This window comes from Vibrio sp. 10N.247.311.49 (assembly GCF_041467655.1).
Classification (GTDB): Bacteria; Pseudomonadota; Gammaproteobacteria; order Enterobacterales; family Vibrionaceae; genus Vibrio; species Vibrio crassostreae_C.
Window position 1 is genome coordinate 165,487 of the sequence record NZ_JBFSVA010000006.1, and the last position, 17,373, is coordinate 182,859.

The following is a 17,373-nucleotide window of genomic DNA, read 5'->3' on the forward strand; positions in this document are numbered from 1 at the left end:
ACAGAACGTAGAAGAGGGTAGATCAATGCTACCCTCTTCTTATTTGTTTTCTTTGACTCTATTCTTGGTTAGTTTTGGCTTTCTCTAATAAATCCGTGAAAAAGTGGCGTAACGAGTAGAGCATGATCAAACTTGGAATCACCATAAGTGCGGTCAGTATAAAGAAGGTTGACCAATCATTGAGGTAATCGACCAATTCACCACTAAATGAAGCCAGTGTTGTTCGACCGAAGTTACCCAAGGATGCGAGTAATGCATATTGGGTTGCAGAGAAGGCCTGCCCAGTTAATAACGTTAAGAAAGAGACAAAAGCTACTGTTGAAAAGGCGGTCGTGAAGTTATCGACAATAATCGTTGCCAAGAACAAGGTTTCACTCGGGCCAGTGTGAGCGATCCACGCAAACATTAGATTACTGGCCGCCATTGCCACACCGCCGATCATCAGTCCGCGTACAATACCGAATTTCACATTGAAGACACTGCCTACCAAAGTGAAGAATATCGTCGCGCCCCAGCCAATTAACTTGGAGTAATGACCGATCTGTTCATTACTGAAACCTATCTCTTTATAGAAGGTGATCGACATGCGACCTAGGAAGGCTTCACCTATCTTAAATAGGAATACGAACAGCAGTAGGGTGATGGCAACTTGAACTCCGTTTCGTTTGAAGAAGTCATAAAACGGTTCTAACACGGTAACACTGAACCAAGCCACGACTTTCGAACCGACAACCTTATTGTGGCGTTGCTGAGCCTGTTCTTGCAGGGCTTCGCGTTGTGTATTTGGCTCTCCGACAAAAAGAGTAAACAGCATTAGTACGACAACGACGCCTGCCATTCCGTAATACACGCCATTCCAACCGATTGAGTCTGCGTTAATAAAGGCAAGGTAGCCTGGTAGAGAATACCCCGTCCACCAACCAATTACGGCCATTGCAGAAGCTTGCGGCAGTTTTGATGCTTCGGATTTTGGGAAGGTATCAATACGAAATGCATCAATCGCGATGTCTTGCGTGGCTGAGGCAATGGCAATAGCGAGCGCCAACATTGAAGTAAACGCCAAGTTCTCTGCGGGATTGACGCCTGCGACGAATAAGGTACCGATTAAAACAATGGATTGGCAGAAAAAGATCCAACTGCGTCGCTGGCCGAGTATTGCGTGAAGCACCGGCAGTTTTACTCGGTCTACCAATGGTGCCCATAGAAAGTTAATCGCATACACGGCAAACACACTGCCAAAGTAGCCGATGGCAGCACGCGTTAAACCTGCATCTTTTAGCCAACCAGACATATTGGATCCAATAAGAACCCATGGGAAGCCACTCGAACAGCCGAGCATAAACACCCAAAGTAGGCGTTTATCTAGGTAGCTGCGGAAAGTCTGCATCCAAGAAAGAGAGGGAGTGCCTGATGACATAGGGCGTCCTTGTGTAGAAAAACGCCCTTAAGAAATAAGGGCGTTAGATTGGATTACTTAAGAAGGGTCACTTTAGTGATGACGATTGGGTCAACTGGTATGTCTGACATGCGGCCCATTCGCTTGGTTGGAATCGTTGCCATCTTTTGAACAACATCAAAACCTTCAGTTACTTTGCCGAATACAGCGTAGCCTGGGTTGCTACCTTTTGCGTTCAAGAAGTCATTATCAGAGAAGTTAATGAAGAACTGACGAGTTGCAGAATCTGGCGCATTAGTACGAGCCATCGCGATTGTTGCTGTATCGTTCTTCAAGCCATTGCTGCCTTCATTCTTGATAGGAGCGTAAGTTGCTTGTTGATTCATCTCTTGATCGAAGCCGCCACCTTGAGCCATAAAGCCAGGAATAACACGGTGGAAGATAGTGCCTTCGTAGCTGCCGTCAGCAACGTATTTTAGGAAGTTCTCCGCACTAACCGGTGCTTGTTCTTGGTTAAGCTCAATAGTGAAGTCGCCTAATGTTGTTTCCACGTTTACTTTAGGACCAGCCCAAACGCTCACGCTCACTAGCATTAATGCGATAGAAGATAAAATACGACCCATTAGAAACGTTCCTTCATGTAAGTTTGTAGCTCTTGGTCGTTAGCGATCTCAGTAAGAACCAAGTTGATCACGTCATTAAGAACCATAGAGATGTCGTCGTTAGATGCACTCAATGCACCAGTGCGTGTTGCAGTGCCGTTGAATGTTTTAACTAGTTTGCCTTCAGGTGTTTCAGCGGTAACTTCAAGCGTTACTTTACCGTCCATTTTGTTTTCCATAATGGTGTGCTCTACGGTAACGAGTGCTTCTTGAATCTCTAAAACAATCGAGTTTTCACTGTTTACGCTCGCACGAAAACCTTGAGACTCTAACTGCTGTGCAACAGCATTTTCTAGAGAAATACGCATGTTTTGCTTAGCGTGAATTGGCTGAATGTTTGAACGGCCACTATCAACCAATGCAACATATTGAGCGGCACGAACATCTTTACTGGTTAGTGTGTATGTTTTGCCTTGTACAAGGTTGCTTGAGCTTAGTGAAGCTTCTGGCATTACATTGATCTGTTCTTGCTGAGGGGCTGAACATGCTGTCAAAGCCATAATAGAAGCAGCCAAAATCAGTTTTTTCATTCCTTTATCCTTTCTAAATTCACACCAGAAGCTCGGTATCTTAAATTCTTGTGAAGTCGTTTCTGCTTATTTATTAAAATTCGCAGGCTCTCTTGTTGCTTGTAATATCTCAAATTTTTGGTTTAGTTCAAGCGTTTCAACGTTAGCTTCACCAAATAGTCTCGCTAGTTTGACATCGTATCCGAGGTGTCGGTTGCCAATAACAATTAATTTGCCTCCATTGCTAAGAACATGCTTTGCATCACAGAACATTTGCCATGCAATGTGATCAGTAATCGCTTGTTGCTGATGGAATGGAGGATTACACATCACTAAGTAGGTGCTGTTTTTCTTAAAGCCATCTAAACAGTTGTTGGCGATGAACTGGAAGTTGCCGTCTTCACCAAGGTTATCCTTGACGTTTTGGCGTGCTGACTCCACAGCCATAAAGCTTTCATCCACACAGGTGATACGAGCTTGTGGGTTCAATTGCCCTGCTTTTACACTCAATACACCGTTGCCACAGCCTAGATCGATGATATGACGTAGCTCAGGATCTTGTGGGATGTGCTCTAGCATATAGCGAGCGCCTTGATCGAGTGCTTCCCCTGAGTAAACATTTGGTAAATTTTTCAGACGGATATCTTCACCGTCCACATCCCATTCAACAAAAGGCTCTACCGTTTGAATTGGCTGGCAGTTTGGAGATGAGAAGACTAAGCGGTGTTTTTTCTTCGCTAGTGATGTTTTGGTTTCGCCTAGGTATTTTTCGAACAGGTTAAGCGTAGAGGTGTGAATCTCTTTTACCTTGTTGACGCCAATCACTTGGCAGCCTACAGGCAATGCTTGGCGTAGCTGGCTCAGTTGCCAGATTAGGTGACGATTTGTTTTTGGCAGCTGCATGATCACAAGGTCGATACCGTGTGGGATATCATCCATCGTGTTCAAGAAGTTCACTCGGTTACTTTGATTGCGCTGCAAGTTTTTCAGGGCGCCACGGTGAGAGATAAATGAGTCGCTCATCATAGTGACATCATGATCTTTCGAGAACCAAGTCGATAGGGCACCGAAGCTGTCGTTCATGATCAGGATGTGTTTACCAGGTTCAAGGTTCATCTCTTCAACATGGCTAATAATGTATTCGTCGCCCGCATCCCAAGCTTGAAGGGTTTCATTTGAACGTTTCGGGAAACGATGTAAGGTCAAAGTTCTGTCGTGAAGGGTAAGTTCGGTTTTCATTGCTTGAGATACTTATGTAAGAAATAACAAAGATATTGTCTCAAATGCAGGCTGAACAAGATAGAAAAAACTCAACCAAACCTATGCCATTTGCTATGAAATACTCAGACACTCGACCTGTTAGGGTTTATACTCAGCCCACGGATAATGCCAATACGTTATTAAGGAATCACAATGATCCAAGAAGTTATCGAAACAAAATTGCACAATGAGTTTTCACCAAGTCATTTAAACGTGGTCAATGAGAGCTATATGCACAATGTTCCGGCTGGTTCTGAGAGTCATTTCAAAGTGATTGTTGTCAGCGATGTGTTTGAAGGTTTGCGTCTTATTGCTCGTCATCGAGCGGTAAATAAGGCACTTTCAGAAGAGTTAGCCAATAATATCCACGCACTGTCTATTCACACTTATACAAAAGATGAATGGATGAAGCAGCTAGATAGCGTGCCAGACAGTCCAATGTGTATGGGTGGCGGAAAGTAAGAAGGCCTATATACAGAGAAAAGCGCCATGGCGCTTTTTTTGTCGTCAAACGTATGTATTTTTCGTTCTTATATCACCCAAACTGATGTCAAATTGAACGAGCTCAAATACCTACAATGAGTAATGTTTTTATTAACAGTGTTTCAACATAACTAGTAAAATATTAGTTTGTGACAGAGTATTAATCTCTTGTTTAAAACACGATTCAAAAGCCATTTTATCTGTGCGGCTCGTCAAATTTATACATATTTGAGAGGCCATATGCTTCAAATCTCACCAAATAAAGGCTGTATTCAAGTTATTGGTCATGGCATCGAGTTGTCAAAAAATGCTAGAATATCGCACCTGATAAATCTCACATGATTCGTGTGGTGATTTTATTATGAAAATGTTGCGATTTTGGTATCTCAAATTTACCAAAACCGGACACTGTAATGTCGTGTCTAAGGGCGAGTTTAAAACGTCCTGAATTTACGCAATTAAAAGAATCTTTTTCCCGATAAAGTAGTGCAAGTGCGTATGATTACAATAAATAAGGGTTTGGATCTTCCTATCGCAGGAACTCCATCCCAGGTGATTAATGATGGTAAGTCCATCACTAAAGTCGCCTTGCTTGGCGAAGAGTACGTTGGTATGCGTCCTACGATGCATGCTCGCGTTGGTGATGAAGTGAAGAAAGGCCAAGTTCTTTTTGCAGATAAAAAGAACCCAGGTGTTGTATTTACTTCTCCAGCAAGCGGTAAAGTTATTGAAGTGAACCGTGGTGCTAAGCGTGTTCTTCAATCAGTAGTGATTGAAGTAGCAGGCAATGAGCAAATCACGTTCAATAGCTATGAAGCTAACCAACTAGTAGGCCTTGACCGTGAAACGGTTAAAGCTCAGTTAGTTGAGTCTGGCGCATGGACCGCTTTGCGAACTCGTCCGTTCAGCAAGGTTCCAGCAGTTGATTCTGAAACTCAGGCTATTTTCGTTACTGCTATGGATACTAATCCGCTAGCAGCTGAGCCAGAATTAATCATTAACGAGCAGTCTGATGCTTTCGTTGCTGGTTTAGATCTTCTTTCAACTCTGACTAACGGTAAAGTGTACGTTTGTAAAAAAGGTACTAGCTTACCTCGTTCAGCTCAGTCTAACGTTGAAGAGCATGTTTTTGATGGCCCACACCCTGCAGGTCTTGCAGGCACGCATATGCATTACCTATATCCGGTAAATGCACAAAATGTAGCGTGGAGCATTAACTACCAAGATGTTATCGCATTCGGTAAGCTTTTCCTTACTGGTGAGATTTACTCTGAGCGTGTTGTTTCTCTGGCTGGTCCAGTGGTGAACAACCCACGTCTAGTTCGTACTCAAATTGGTGCTAGCCTTGAAGAGTTGACAGACAGCGAGTTAATGCCAGGCGAAGTTCGTGTGATTTCTGGTTCTGTACTTACGGGTACTGAAGCAACAGGTCCACATGCTTTCCTTGGTCGTTACCATCAGCAAGTTTCTGTTCTACGTGAAGGTCGTGATAAAGAGCTATTCGGCTGGGCTATGCCTGGTAAGAACAAGTTCTCTGTTACTCGTTCATTCCTTGGTCACCTGTTTAAAGGTCAGTTGTTCAACATGACAACGACAACAAACGGTAGTGACCGCTCAATGGTTCCAATTGGTAACTACGAGCGCGTAATGCCTCTAGATATGGAACCTACATTGCTGCTTCGTGATCTATGTGCAGGCGACATTGATAGTGCTCAAGCACTAGGTGCGCTAGAGCTAGACGAAGAAGATGTAGCATTGTGTACCTTTGTATGTCCAGGTAAGTACGAGTACGGTCAACTACTTCGTGAATGCCTAGATACGATTGAGAAGGAAGGGTAATTTTCATGGGCCTTAAAAAGTTTCTTGAAGACATCGAGCATCATTTTGAGCCAGGTGGTAAACACGAGAAGTGGTTTGCGCTTTACGAAGCAGCAGCGACAGTGTTCTACACGCCAGGTCTTATTACAAAGAAAAGCTCGCACGTTCGTGATAGCGTTGATTTAAAACGTATCATGATCATGGTTTGGTTCGCGGTATTCCCAGCAATGTTCTGGGGTATGTACAACGCGGGTGGCCAAGCTATCGCAGCACTTAACCATATGTATGCAGGTGCTGAACTAGCATCTGTTATCAGTGGTAACTGGCACTACTGGCTAACCGAAATGCTTGGAGCCTCCTTAGGAGCCGATGCAGGTGTTGGCAGCAAGATGCTACTTGGTGCGACTTACTTCCTACCTATCTACGCAACGGTATTCATCGTTGGTGGTTTCTGGGAAGTTCTGTTCTGTATGGTGCGTAAGCACGAAGTAAACGAAGGTTTCTTTGTTACTTCTATCTTATTCGCGCTTATCGTTCCGCCAACACTTCCTCTATGGCAAGCAGCACTAGGTATTACCTTCGGTGTTGTAGTCGCTAAAGAGATCTTCGGTGGTACGGGTCGTAACTTCCTGAACCCTGCACTTGCTGGCCGTGCGTTCCTATTCTTTGCATACCCTGCACAGATTTCAGGTGACGTAGTTTGGACTGCTGCAGATGGTTTCTCTGGTGCAACTGCTCTTAGCCAATGGGCTCAAGGCGGCGGTAGCGCACTAATGAACGTAACATCTGGTGAAGCAATCACTTGGATGGACGCATTCATTGGTAACATCCCAGGTTCTATCGGTGAAGTATCGACTCTAGCACTTATGATCGGTGCTGCGATGATCGTTTACATGCGTATCGCTTCATGGCGAATCATTGCTGGTGTAATGATCGGTATGATTGCTGTGTCTACGCTGTTTAACGTGATCGGTTCTGATACTAACGCAATGTTCAGCATGCCTTGGCACTGGCACCTAGTTCTAGGTGGCTTCGCATTCGGTATGTTCTTCATGGCGACTGACCCAGTATCAGCTTCATTTACCAACAAAGGTAAGTGGTGGTACGGCATCCTAATCGGCGCAATGTGTGTAATGATTCGTGTAGTTAACCCTGCATACCCAGAAGGCATGATGCTTGCGATTCTATTCGCAAACCTATTTGCTCCTCTGTTTGACCACGTTGTAATCGAGAAGAACATTAAGCGGAGACTAGCGCGCTATGGCAAGTAATAACGATAGCATTAAAAAGACGCTGTTTGTTGTTATCGCATTGAGCTTAGTGTGCTCAATCATCGTTTCAACAGCTGCAGTTGTTCTTAAACCTAAGCAACAAGCTAACGCGGTTCTAGATCAGCAAACTAAGATCCTTGAAGTTGCGGGCATTGAACTTGCGGGTAATATCCCTGAACTGTACGCAGAGAACATTGAACCTCGTCTAGTTGATTTCGCTACTGGCGATTTCGTTGACGGCGATGCTGCTGCATACGACCAACGTAAAGCGGCAAAAGATCCAGCTCAGTCAATCAAGCTTTCAGCTGAAGATGACATCGCTAAGATCCTTCGTCGTGCTAACACGGGTACTGTATACCTTGTGAAAGATGGCGCTGAAACTTCTAAAGTTATCATCCCTGTTCACGGTAACGGTCTATGGTCAATGATGTACGCATTCGTTGCGGTAGAAACTGATGGCAACACAGTTTCTGGTATCACTTACTACGAGCAAGGTGAAACTCCTGGACTTGGTGGTGAAGTTGAGAACCCATCTTGGCGCGCTCAATTCGTTGGTAAGAAATTATTCGACGAAAACCACAAACCTGCTATTCAGGTTGTTAAAGGTGGCGCTCCTCAAGGTTCTGAGCACGGTGTAGATGGCCTTTCTGGTGCAACACTGACTAGCGTTGGTGTTCAACATACATTTGACTTCTGGTTAGGTGATATGGGCTTTGGTCCGTTCCTAGCAAAAGTTCGTGACGGAGGTCTGAACTAATGTCTAGTGCAAAAGAAATTAAAAAGAGCATCTTAGCGCCGGTGTTGGACAACAACCCAATCGCGCTACAGGTTCTTGGTGTGTGTTCTGCTCTTGCGGTAACCACTAAGCTAGAAACAGCATTTGTTATGACTATCGCGGTAATGTTCGTTACTGCTCTGTCTAACTTCTTCGTTTCTTTGATCCGTAACCACATTCCTAACAGTGTGCGTATCATCGTTCAGATGGCAATTATCGCATCACTAGTAATCGTGGTAGACCAAGTGCTTAAAGCATACCTATACGATATCTCTAAGCAGCTATCTGTATTCGTAGGCCTAATCATTACTAACTGTATTGTAATGGGTCGTGCTGAAGCATTCGCAATGAAGTCTGCGCCAATCCCATCTCTAATCGATGGTCTTGGTAACGGTCTTGGTTACGGTTTCGTTCTTATCACTGTTGGTTTCTTCCGTGAGCTTCTAGGCTCTGGCAAACTATTTGGTATGGAAGTACTACCTCTAGTGAGCAACGGTGGTTGGTATCAGCCAAACGGCTTGATGCTTCTAGCACCTTCTGCATTCTTCCTAATTGGTTTCTTGATTTGGGCAATTCGTGTGTTCAAACCAGAACAAGTAGAAGCGAAGGGGTAAGGTAGTCATGGAACATTATATTAGTCTGCTAGTTAAATCGATTTTCATCGAAAACATGGCGCTTTCTTTCTTCCTAGGTATGTGTACATTCCTAGCGGTATCTAAGAAAGTTAAAACTTCTTTTGGTCTTGGTGTTGCGGTAGTTGTAGTACTTACAATCGCTGTTCCTGTAAACAACCTTGTTTACACACACATCCTGAAAGAAAACGCGCTTGTTGAAGGTGTCGATTTAAGTTTCCTTAACTTCATCGCATTCATCGGTGTTATCGCGGCACTTGTACAAATCCTAGAGATGGTTCTAGACCGTTTCTTCCCACCTTTGTACAACGCACTAGGTATCTTCCTTCCACTGATCACAGTTAACTGTGCAATCTTTGGTGGTGTATCTTTCATGGTAACTCGTGACTACAACTTTGCTGAATCTGTTGTTTACGGCTTCGGTTCTGGTGTGGGTTGGATGTTAGCTATCGTTGCTCTTGCGGGTATCCGTGAGAAGATGAAGTACTCTGACGTACCTCCAGGTCTTCGTGGCCTTGGTATCACGTTCATTACTGTTGGTCTGATGGCGTTAGGCTTTATGTCTTTCTCTGGTGTTCAACTGTAGGGTAAGCACCCAGTAATAAGGAATAACAAATGTTTAGTATTATTCTTGGCGTAGCGATGTTTACCATTATTGTACTGGCTCTAGTACTAGTGATTCTTTTCGCTAAGTCTAAGTTAGTACCATCAGGTGACATCACTATTTCAGTAAACGGCGACCCTGAAAAGGCGATCGTTACTCAACCTGGTAGCAAGCTACTTGGTGCCCTGGCTGGCGCTGGTATCTTCGTATCTTCTGCTTGTGGTGGCGGTGGCTCTTGTGGTCAGTGTCGTGTAAAAGTTAAGTCTGGTGGTGGCGACATCCTTCCAACTGAACTTGATCACATCACAAAAGGTGAAGCTCGCGAAGGCGAACGTCTTGCATGTCAAGTTGCTATGAAAACTGACATGGAGATTGAACTAGACGAAGATATCTTTGGTGTTAAAAAGTGGGAATGTACTGTTATCTCGAATAACAACGAAGCTACTTTCATCAAAGAACTTGCTCTAGCGATCCCTGAAGGTGAAGAAGTTCCGTTCCGCGCGGGTGGTTACATTCAGATTGAAGCTGAACCACATCACGTGAAATACGCAGATTACGATATTCCTGAGGAATACCGTGGTGACTGGGATAAGTTCAACTTGTTCCGTTATGAGTCTATCGTTAAAGAGCATTCGATCCGTGCTTACTCTATGGCTTCATACCCAGAAGAGAAAGGCATCATCAAGCTTAACGTGCGTATCGCAACTCCGCCGCCAAACAACCCTGACGTAGCTCCTGGTGTTATGTCTTCATACATCTGGTCTCTTAAAGAAGGCGACAAATGTACTATTTCTGGTCCATTTGGTGAGTTCTTTGCTAAAGACACAGACAATGAAATGGTATTCATCGGTGGTGGTGCAGGTATGGCGCCTATGCGTTCTCATATCTTCGACCAACTTAAGCGTCTTAAGTCTACTCGTAAGATGTCTTACTGGTATGGCGCGCGTTCTAAGCGTGAGATGTTCTACATTGAAGATTTCGATGGCCTAGCGGCTGCAAACGAAAACTTCGTGTGGCACTGTGCACTGTCTGATCCTCAACCAGAGGACAACTGGGACGGTTACACTGGTTTCATCCACAACGTACTGTACGAAAACTACCTGAAGGATCACGAAGCTCCTGAAGATTGTGAGTACTACATGTGTGGTCCACCGATGATGAACGCTGCTGTTATCGGCATGCTGAAAGATCTTGGTGTAGAAGATGAAAACATCCTACTAGATGACTTCGGTGGTTAATCCACTTAAGTGATTGATATTATGGCTGACTCCTACGAGTCAGCCATTTGTTTTTCTAAGACAGCTTTTGACAACATACTGGCTTATATAAGAAAGAGTAAGGCATTCAAAATACCTATTTTTTACTCTTATTTTTCCTTATATAAATCCTCAACATTAGACAGGAGTAAGCAAGTGAGAATTTGGCTTGTTGCATTAACTTCTTTGATTTTTCTTGCGGGCTGTGAGCAGTCAAGAGAGCAAGTGCATTTGAGTGGCCCAACGATGGGCACGAGTTACAATATTAAATACATCAATGGTGATGAATTTCCTGAGTCTAATGAAGTTCATACAGAGATCGATCGTCTACTTGAAGAAGTAAACGACCAGATGTCGACTTACCGTGAAGATTCCGAATTAAGCCGTTTCAACCAGCATAAAGGTGCGGATGCGTTCGAAGTATCTGAGCAAACAGCGACGGTTGTGAAAGAAGCGATTCGTTTGAACGGTCTTACTGAAGGAGCTCTGGATGTAACGGTTGGTCCGTTAGTTAACTTATGGGGTTTTGGTCCTGAAGCTCGTCCTGAAGTTGTGCCATCAGATGAAGAGCTGGCGGCTCGCAAGGCTAAGATTGGTATCCATCATCTTAGTGTTGAAGGCAACATGTTGAAGAAAGACCTACCTAACCTGTATGTCGATCTATCCACGATTGCAAAAGGTTGGGGTGTTGACGTCGTCGCTGACTACCTTGATTCTATCGGTATTCACAACTACATGGTTGAAGTCGGTGGCGAAATTCGTCTGAAAGGTTTAAACCGTGAGAACGTGGGCTGGCGTATCGCGATTGAGAAACCAAGCGTTGATGAGCGTAATATCCAAGAGATCATCGAGCCGGGTGATATGGCTATCGCAACCTCTGGTGATTACCGTAACTATTTTGAACGTGATGGTGTTCGTTACTCACACATCATCAACCCTGAAACAGGAAAGCCTCTTCACCATAAAGTGGTTTCTGTGACTGTTTTAAACCCGTCTTCAATGACTGCAGACGGCTTATCTACGGGCCTTATGGTCTTAGGTGAGGAAAAAGGAATGGAAGTCGCAAACCAACATAACATCCCAGTGTTCATGGTGGTAAAAACAGCAGATGGCTTTAAAGAAATTGCTTCTGAAGCATTTAAGCCATACTTAGGTAAATAAGGTAAGCGAGATAATTATGAATACATTTCTGATTACATTTGGTGTTTTTCTTGCAGTAATCGCAGCGATGTCAATTGGCTACATCATCCAAAAGAAAGTTGTGAAAGGTAGCTGTGGCGGTTTGGGTGCTGTTGGTATTGATAAAGTATGTAACTGCCCTGAACCTTGTGACGCGCGTAAGAAGCGTGAAGCACGTGAAGCTTACCGTGAAGAGAAGCTGGCTGAGCGTCAACAAAAAGAAGCGGCTTGGAGTAAAGACCGTATCGCTTAATGGGTGACAGTCATAGGGGATAGAGTTATCTATGCCCTCAAATTGAAAAGCTCAAGATTATCGTCTTGAGCTTTTTTAGTTTTGAGGTCTAGCAATTAATCTTGGCATACCAAAATGGAAACAAAAGCGAATGACTATTGTTCGATTTGCATGCTGTTACGCGCAAACACTAGTTGGTTTCTACCTTGCTCTTTTGCCGTATAAAGAAGCTCATCAGCGGCTTTGATCTGTTCATCTAACTTCGCGTCTAAATCGGTTACGCCGATACTGATACTGACCTTGATTCTTTGAGAGTCATGCTCAACAACATGGCTTTCAATGGCTTCTCTCATGGACTCTAAGTTGTCAACAAAGCTTTCAAATGCGCCGCACGACTGAATACAAAACTCTTCGCCACCAAAGCGCACAGCGACATCGTCTTTGAAATGATCTTTGATTATTTTCCCTACATCGATCAGCACGGCATCACCACCATCGTGTCCAAAGGTATCATTCACTTTCTTAAAGAAGTCGATGTCCATCATCGCGATGTTTCGTTGATCGCAGCCTTTACAAGGATGATTGAACAGGTAGCGACGATTCCATAAGCCAGTAAGAGCATCCTCGTTGGCATGTCGAAATAGCTCATTAGCCGCTTCTTTCATATCAAGCAGCTGATGGATACGGCAGAAAAACTCTTCTTGGTTAAAAGGTTTGTAAAGGAAATCGTTGGCCCCCGCTTTAAGGAATCGCGCTGTCATAGTGCGATCATCACTCCCGGATAATCCTAGAATGGCCAACTGGTTTCTGTCGTGATCGCGTCGAATCTCACGGATCATCGCTATACCGTCTTTCTTCGGCATATCATGGTCTGTAACAACGAATGTAATATCAGGGTCGTTCTGAAGAAGCTTTAATGCTTGTTCGCCATCTTCGGCTTGGATTGTTTGGATATATTGGTGTTCTAGAAGTTGAGCTATGTAACGGCGAACGACCGCTGAATCATCGACAACCAATGCTTTGTGATGGCGATTATTCGAAATTCTTTGAACCAGGGGAAGTAGGTAGCTTACTGATGACATACTGTCTTTAAGTATGTAATCGATAACGCCTTTGGCTAGGACTTGCTCTCGCAGTTGATTGTCGAACATCCCGGTCAGGACAATGATTTTCTGTTGATAGCCTAAGACGAGATCAATGATCTCGCCGTCTTGGCCGTCAGGTAAACAGTAGTCGAGGACTGCACACAAGAAATCCGTTTCTTGCTCTAAGATCGCTTTGGCTTCTTCTACAGATTCCGCCAACGCAACTTCATAGCCATCGTTCTTAAATTGTTGGTAAAGATAGTTTCTGAATGCGCGACTATCCTCTACCACTAGTATTTTTTCACTCAAAAGCTATCCCTACTTATAGACTAAATACTCCTAACAATACTATCAGAATAGTGGGCGGCGAATGAAGTGAAACCTGTTGAGCTGGACTCCAGATCATTTTAAATCTGAGAATAATTGATTATACTGTTCATAGATACAGTTGTAAGGTTGAGTTATTTCCAAATGTGCAGTTCGGACCAAGAGAAAGTCAGAAAAATAATCCATGTCGATATGGATTGTTTTTACGCGGCTGTAGAAATGCGTGATAACCCTGCTTACCGAAATCGCCCGTTAGCTGTTGGTGGGCATGAAAAGCAACGCGGCGTTTTGAGCACCTGTAATTATGAAGCCCGCAAGTTTGGTGTTCGCTCTGCAATGCCTACCGGAAAGGCCCTACAGCTTTGTCCTAATCTATTGGTTGTGCCGGGAAGAATGTCGGTCTATGTCGAGATATCTAAAAAGATCCGTGAAATCTTCTCTCGATACACATCAATCATTGAACCACTTTCCTTGGATGAAGCTTTCCTTGATGTCACCGATTCTAAGCGGTGTCACGGTTCAGCAACACTTATTGCCGAGTCTATTCGCCGTGATATTTGGAACGAACTCAACTTGACAGCTTCTGCAGGTATTGCACCGATTAAATTCTTGGCGAAAGTGGCCTCGGATCTGAATAAGCCCAATGGTCAGTTTGTTATACCTCCACAAGACGTGCAATCAGTGATTGATGAGCTGCCACTTGAAAAGATTCCTGGTGTCGGCAAGGTGAGCATTGAAAAGCTGCATCAAGCGGGTTTCTTTACTTGTAAGGATATCAAAGAGTCTGACTATCGAGACCTGCTACTCAAGTTTGGCCGTCAAGGCGCATCACTCTGGAAGCGCAGTCATGGCATTGATGACCGAGAAGTTATCATCGAGCGAGAGCGAAAATCGGTAGGCGTAGAGCGCACCTTCACTCAAAATATTTCAACCTACGCCGAATGCTGGCAGGTAATCGAAGATAAGCTATTTCCTGAACTCGAGACTCGCTTAGAAAAGGCTAGTCCAAGCAAAGCGATCATCAAGCAGGGCATTAAGCTCAAGTTCGCCGATTTTCAACAAACCACGATTGAACACATCCATGCCTCTCTCGATCGTGAACACTTCAAAGAGCTGCTTAGTGAAATACTGAAAAGACAACAGGGGCGAGAAATACGCCTGCTTGGTTTAAGCGTAATGCTGCAACCTAAAGACCAAATGCGTCAGTTGAGCTTCTTTTAAAGATAATGAGTGAGATGAATACCGACTACGCTTCATAACCTAGTCGGTTTTTTATAAGTAAGAATTACCTAGGAAGTTGTTTTACTCGCGCTAAGGTATCACTGAACGGTTGCTGCTCTAGCTTGCCGTAACCGACCATTTTACTGGCTTTGAGTTTGGTTGAAAGCGGGGTGGCGATTCCACATAAGAAGCGAGTAATTGCCTCGTCGGTAATCAGTTGTTGGCTAGCCGAAATAAACTCATGTATCCATGTCATCACCGTCTCATCATCGATAGGTTCAACATCAACGGTTGGTAAGATTGCCACTTCTCCTCGACATACAGAGCAGTGACCGCAGTTTGTTGGTGCTTTATCATCGGCAAAATAACTCGCAAGGCGTGAGCTTAGGCAAGTATCCGCCTCAAAGAAATTCAGCATTTGGTTAAGGCGGTTTATCTCGCTGTTTTCTTTTGCTTTAAACAACTCAGTTAGACGCTCTGACAGTTGCATCATATCTTCAGAAGTATTGTGGATCGCATACACATCGGTGATCTGCTTGCTTTCTAGTTCAATCCAACCTTGTTCATTGAAGTAGTCGATAGCCGCAATCACACGCTGACGATCGGCTTGGAAGTGTGTCCAAAGCGCATCGAAGTCGACTTGGCACCACACTCTTGCTTGAGGAGAGCATTGGAAAATCGCTTCGACAAATTGACGACGTTCACTTTGAAATTGCTCTGTGATCTGCTGTTTCGGACGAATGAACTTAAATTTGTAGTCTGCGAAGTAGCTGTACTTGGGCTCAATCACACCTTCAATTTCGAGATACACCAGTAGTGTTTTTAGCGGTAACTGACGAATGTTGGATTCACGTGATAGTTGATTAAGCATGATCTCCCATTGATTCGAGCCAGAAGCGCCAATGTTTTGATTTTCGTAGATCTCTTTTAATACCGCTTGGATCGATATGTTGTCTGGCGTATCACCAAAAACGAAGTTCTCGAGTGTGCTTAAACCGTGTTTGTTAGCCAGTAAAATACATTCAGACGCTTGCCCATCTCGACCAGCTCTGCCGATCTCTTGTGAGTAGTTTTCGATCGATTTTGGTAAGTCAAAGTGAATCACTCGGCGAATGTTGGACTTATCCACGCCCATACCAAACGCGATAGTTGCGACGATACAGCTCACGTCATCATTCATGAATTGGTGTTGAATAGCATCTCTATTTTCAGGCTTAAGACCCGCATGGTAAGCCACTGCATTAACGCCAGCATTGCGAAGCTGCTGAGCCACCATCTCTGCCGTTTGTTGAAGGGTGACATAAACAATAGTCGGAGCGAGAGAAGCTTGGTTAACCACATTGCACAAGGTTTCTAGCTTACTGGTTTGTTCACAAGGTTGAATCGACAGATCGAGATTTTGACGATAGAAACCCGTAACCACAACGCGCTCTTCATCAATTTCAAACTTTGACTTCATATCTTGGATAACCGCTGTAGTCGCAGTGGCTGTCAGTAGTAGAACCTGAGGAATATTGAGCTGTTTTTGGTATTGAGGAAGCTTCAGGTAGTCGGGTCTGAAGTTGTGTCCCCATTCTGAAATACAGTGCGCTTCATCGACCACAAGCAGTGAGATCGACACTTGGGAGATAAACTGACGAAAGCGTTCGTTCTTCAAGCGCTCGACGGAGATCATGAGGATCTTGGTGTCACCGTTACGCACTGACTGCATAACCTGTTGTGTGGTTTGTCGGTCTTGGCTTGATTCGATTGCCGCTGCGCTAATGCCTTTACTGTGCAGGAAAGCGAGTTGGTCTTTCATCAAGGCTAACAGTGGCGATATCACCAAGGTTAAGTGCGGTAACTCTAATGCTGGTAATTGATAGCACAGCGATTTACCTGAGCCTGTCGGGAATATCGCGGCAGTCGAGTGACCAGATAGAACGTTATCAATGACTTGCTTTTGCCCATTGCGCAGTGAGTCGAATCCGAATACTTGTTTTAACTTCTGCTCAATCATTTATGTTCTACCTGAGTTATTAAGTGTCGTATTGATGCTAAAGCGGGCGCCCATTCATGATAGCGTCGCTTGATGAATCAAATGTCTTGCACCTGATTGTACCTAATTCTATTCTGTAGCTCCTATAGAAAAGCACCCCAATAGTATGAATAAGTCTGAGCTTCGCCAAATAATCATAGAGCAACTTGAATCCCGATTACGTATCGCACAATCTGCTACTCAACGCGCTATTGATGCTGCGACAGATGAAGAGACAGTGCCTGAACATAAGTACGATACATTGGCATTAGAAGCTTCGTATCTCGCCCATGGTCAAGCGGTGAGGGTACAAGAGTGTGAAGACGATATTCAGTGTTATCGTAACTTAGTGTTGCGTGATAGTGAGAAGGTTACGGTGAGCAGTTACGTTGTGGTCATTGACGAGCATGATCAATATAAACACTTTTTTATGGGGCCGAGAGTCGGCGGACTTTCTGTCACGTGGAATGAGAATGAGATTGCCATCGTGACGGCAAATGCACCTTTTGGCCAGGCTCTAATGGGTAAAGAAGTTGGTGATGAGATTGAGTTTAAAGTCGCTGATAAGCAGTTTTGCTACGAAGTTATCTCTATCGACTAACTAACTGACTAATAGATATAAAACGTTTCTCTGACAAAGAGGCAT

Annotated in this window: 17 protein-coding genes; 11 read left to right on the forward strand and 6 right to left on the reverse strand. The window is 44.1% G+C overall.

Annotated elements, in window-relative coordinates; translation table 11 throughout:
- Positions 1–58 precede the first annotated feature (58 nt).
- The 4 genes from AB6E54_RS08820 to AB6E54_RS08835 form a co-directional block, all read right to left on the reverse strand.
- Entirely contained in the window at positions 59–1,417 is a 1,359-nt protein-coding gene (locus tag AB6E54_RS08820; protein WP_372105903.1) for an AmpG family muropeptide MFS transporter, read from the reverse strand.
- Between the two features lie 53 nt (positions 1,418–1,470).
- Entirely contained in the window at positions 1,471–2,019 is a 549-nt protein-coding gene (locus tag AB6E54_RS08825) for a peptidylprolyl isomerase (protein WP_017059906.1), read from the reverse strand.
- The gene (locus AB6E54_RS08830; protein WP_017059907.1) at positions 2,019–2,588 is read right to left on the reverse strand and encodes a YajG family lipoprotein; all 570 of its coding nucleotides are present in this window, start codon (positions 2,586–2,588) and stop codon (positions 2,019–2,021) included. Before AB6E54_RS08830 ends, AB6E54_RS08825 begins: the two co-directional genes overlap by 1 nt.
- A gap of 66 nt (positions 2,589–2,654) precedes the next feature.
- Positions 2,655–3,806: a methyltransferase gene (locus AB6E54_RS08835; protein WP_017059908.1), complete on the reverse strand. Its 1,152-nt coding sequence runs from the start codon at positions 3,804–3,806 to the stop codon at positions 2,655–2,657.
- Between the two features lie 174 nt (positions 3,807–3,980).
- Here AB6E54_RS08835 and bolA point away from each other — a divergent pair, with 174 nt between their 5' ends.
- The 9 genes from bolA to nqrM all read left to right on the forward strand — a co-directional run bounded on the left by bolA (position 3,981) and on the right by nqrM (position 12,098).
- Positions 3,981–4,289, forward strand: a complete 309-nt coding sequence (gene bolA, locus AB6E54_RS08840) for a transcriptional regulator BolA (RefSeq protein ID WP_017059909.1) — start codon at positions 3,981–3,983, stop codon at positions 4,287–4,289.
- 519 nt (positions 4,290–4,808) lie between these two features.
- Positions 4,809–6,149, forward strand: a complete 1,341-nt coding sequence (locus AB6E54_RS08845) for a Na(+)-translocating NADH-quinone reductase subunit A (protein WP_032547482.1) — start codon at positions 4,809–4,811, stop codon at positions 6,147–6,149.
- 5 nt (positions 6,150–6,154) lie between these two features.
- Positions 6,155–7,399, forward strand: coding sequence for an NADH:ubiquinone reductase (Na(+)-transporting) subunit B (locus AB6E54_RS08850; RefSeq protein WP_017067139.1), 1,245 nt, complete (start codon positions 6,155–6,157; stop codon positions 7,397–7,399).
- Positions 7,389–8,156: a Na(+)-translocating NADH-quinone reductase subunit C gene (locus AB6E54_RS08855; protein ID WP_017059911.1), complete on the forward strand. Its 768-nt coding sequence runs from the start codon at positions 7,389–7,391 to the stop codon at positions 8,154–8,156. The genes AB6E54_RS08850 and AB6E54_RS08855 overlap by 11 nt, the downstream gene beginning before the upstream one ends.
- Complete coding sequence (locus AB6E54_RS08860; protein ID WP_008223083.1) at positions 8,156–8,788, forward strand: NADH:ubiquinone reductase (Na(+)-transporting) subunit D; 633 nt, start codon at positions 8,156–8,158, stop codon at positions 8,786–8,788. The genes AB6E54_RS08855 and AB6E54_RS08860 overlap by 1 nt, the downstream gene beginning before the upstream one ends.
- A 7-nt stretch (positions 8,789–8,795) precedes the next feature.
- Positions 8,796–9,392: an NADH:ubiquinone reductase (Na(+)-transporting) subunit E gene (gene nqrE / locus AB6E54_RS08865; protein WP_009848375.1), complete on the forward strand. Its 597-nt coding sequence runs from the start codon at positions 8,796–8,798 to the stop codon at positions 9,390–9,392.
- 29 nt (positions 9,393–9,421) lie between these two features.
- On the forward strand, positions 9,422–10,648 hold the full coding sequence (gene nqrF / locus AB6E54_RS08870; RefSeq protein ID WP_017059912.1) for an NADH:ubiquinone reductase (Na(+)-transporting) subunit F: 1,227 nt from the start codon (positions 9,422–9,424) through the stop codon (positions 10,646–10,648).
- Positions 10,649–10,822: 174 nt separating this feature from the next.
- Complete coding sequence (locus AB6E54_RS08875; protein ID WP_017059913.1) at positions 10,823–11,827, forward strand: FAD:protein FMN transferase; 1,005 nt, start codon at positions 10,823–10,825, stop codon at positions 11,825–11,827.
- 16 nt (positions 11,828–11,843) lie between these two features.
- On the forward strand, positions 11,844–12,098 hold the full coding sequence (gene nqrM, locus AB6E54_RS08880; protein ID WP_009848378.1) for a (Na+)-NQR maturation NqrM: 255 nt from the start codon (positions 11,844–11,846) through the stop codon (positions 12,096–12,098).
- 134 nt (positions 12,099–12,232) lie between these two features.
- Here the strand turns inward: nqrM and AB6E54_RS08885 are convergent, their stop codons facing one another.
- Positions 12,233–13,471 (reverse strand): response regulator, encoded by a 1,239-nt coding sequence (locus AB6E54_RS08885; RefSeq protein WP_372105901.1) that lies wholly within the window; start codon positions 13,469–13,471, stop codon positions 12,233–12,235.
- A gap of 162 nt (positions 13,472–13,633) precedes the next feature.
- On the opposite strand from AB6E54_RS08885, the gene dinB reads away from it, so the two are divergent.
- Positions 13,634–14,710 carry a DNA polymerase IV gene (gene dinB / locus AB6E54_RS08890; protein WP_029236421.1) on the forward strand — a complete coding sequence of 359 codons (1,077 nt, stop codon included), beginning with the start codon at positions 13,634–13,636 and terminating at the stop codon, positions 14,708–14,710.
- A 64-nt stretch (positions 14,711–14,774) separates the two neighbouring features.
- On the opposite strand, the gene AB6E54_RS08895 is transcribed toward dinB, so the two are convergent.
- On the reverse strand, positions 14,775–16,709 hold the full coding sequence (locus AB6E54_RS08895; RefSeq protein ID WP_017059916.1) for an ATP-dependent DNA helicase RecQ: 1,935 nt from the start codon (positions 16,707–16,709) through the stop codon (positions 14,775–14,777).
- A 145-nt stretch (positions 16,710–16,854) separates the two neighbouring features.
- Here AB6E54_RS08895 and AB6E54_RS08900 point away from each other — a divergent pair, with 145 nt between their 5' ends.
- Positions 16,855–17,328: a GreA/GreB family elongation factor gene (locus AB6E54_RS08900; RefSeq protein WP_017059917.1), complete on the forward strand. Its 474-nt coding sequence runs from the start codon at positions 16,855–16,857 to the stop codon at positions 17,326–17,328.
- Positions 17,329–17,373: the final 45 nt, after the last annotated feature.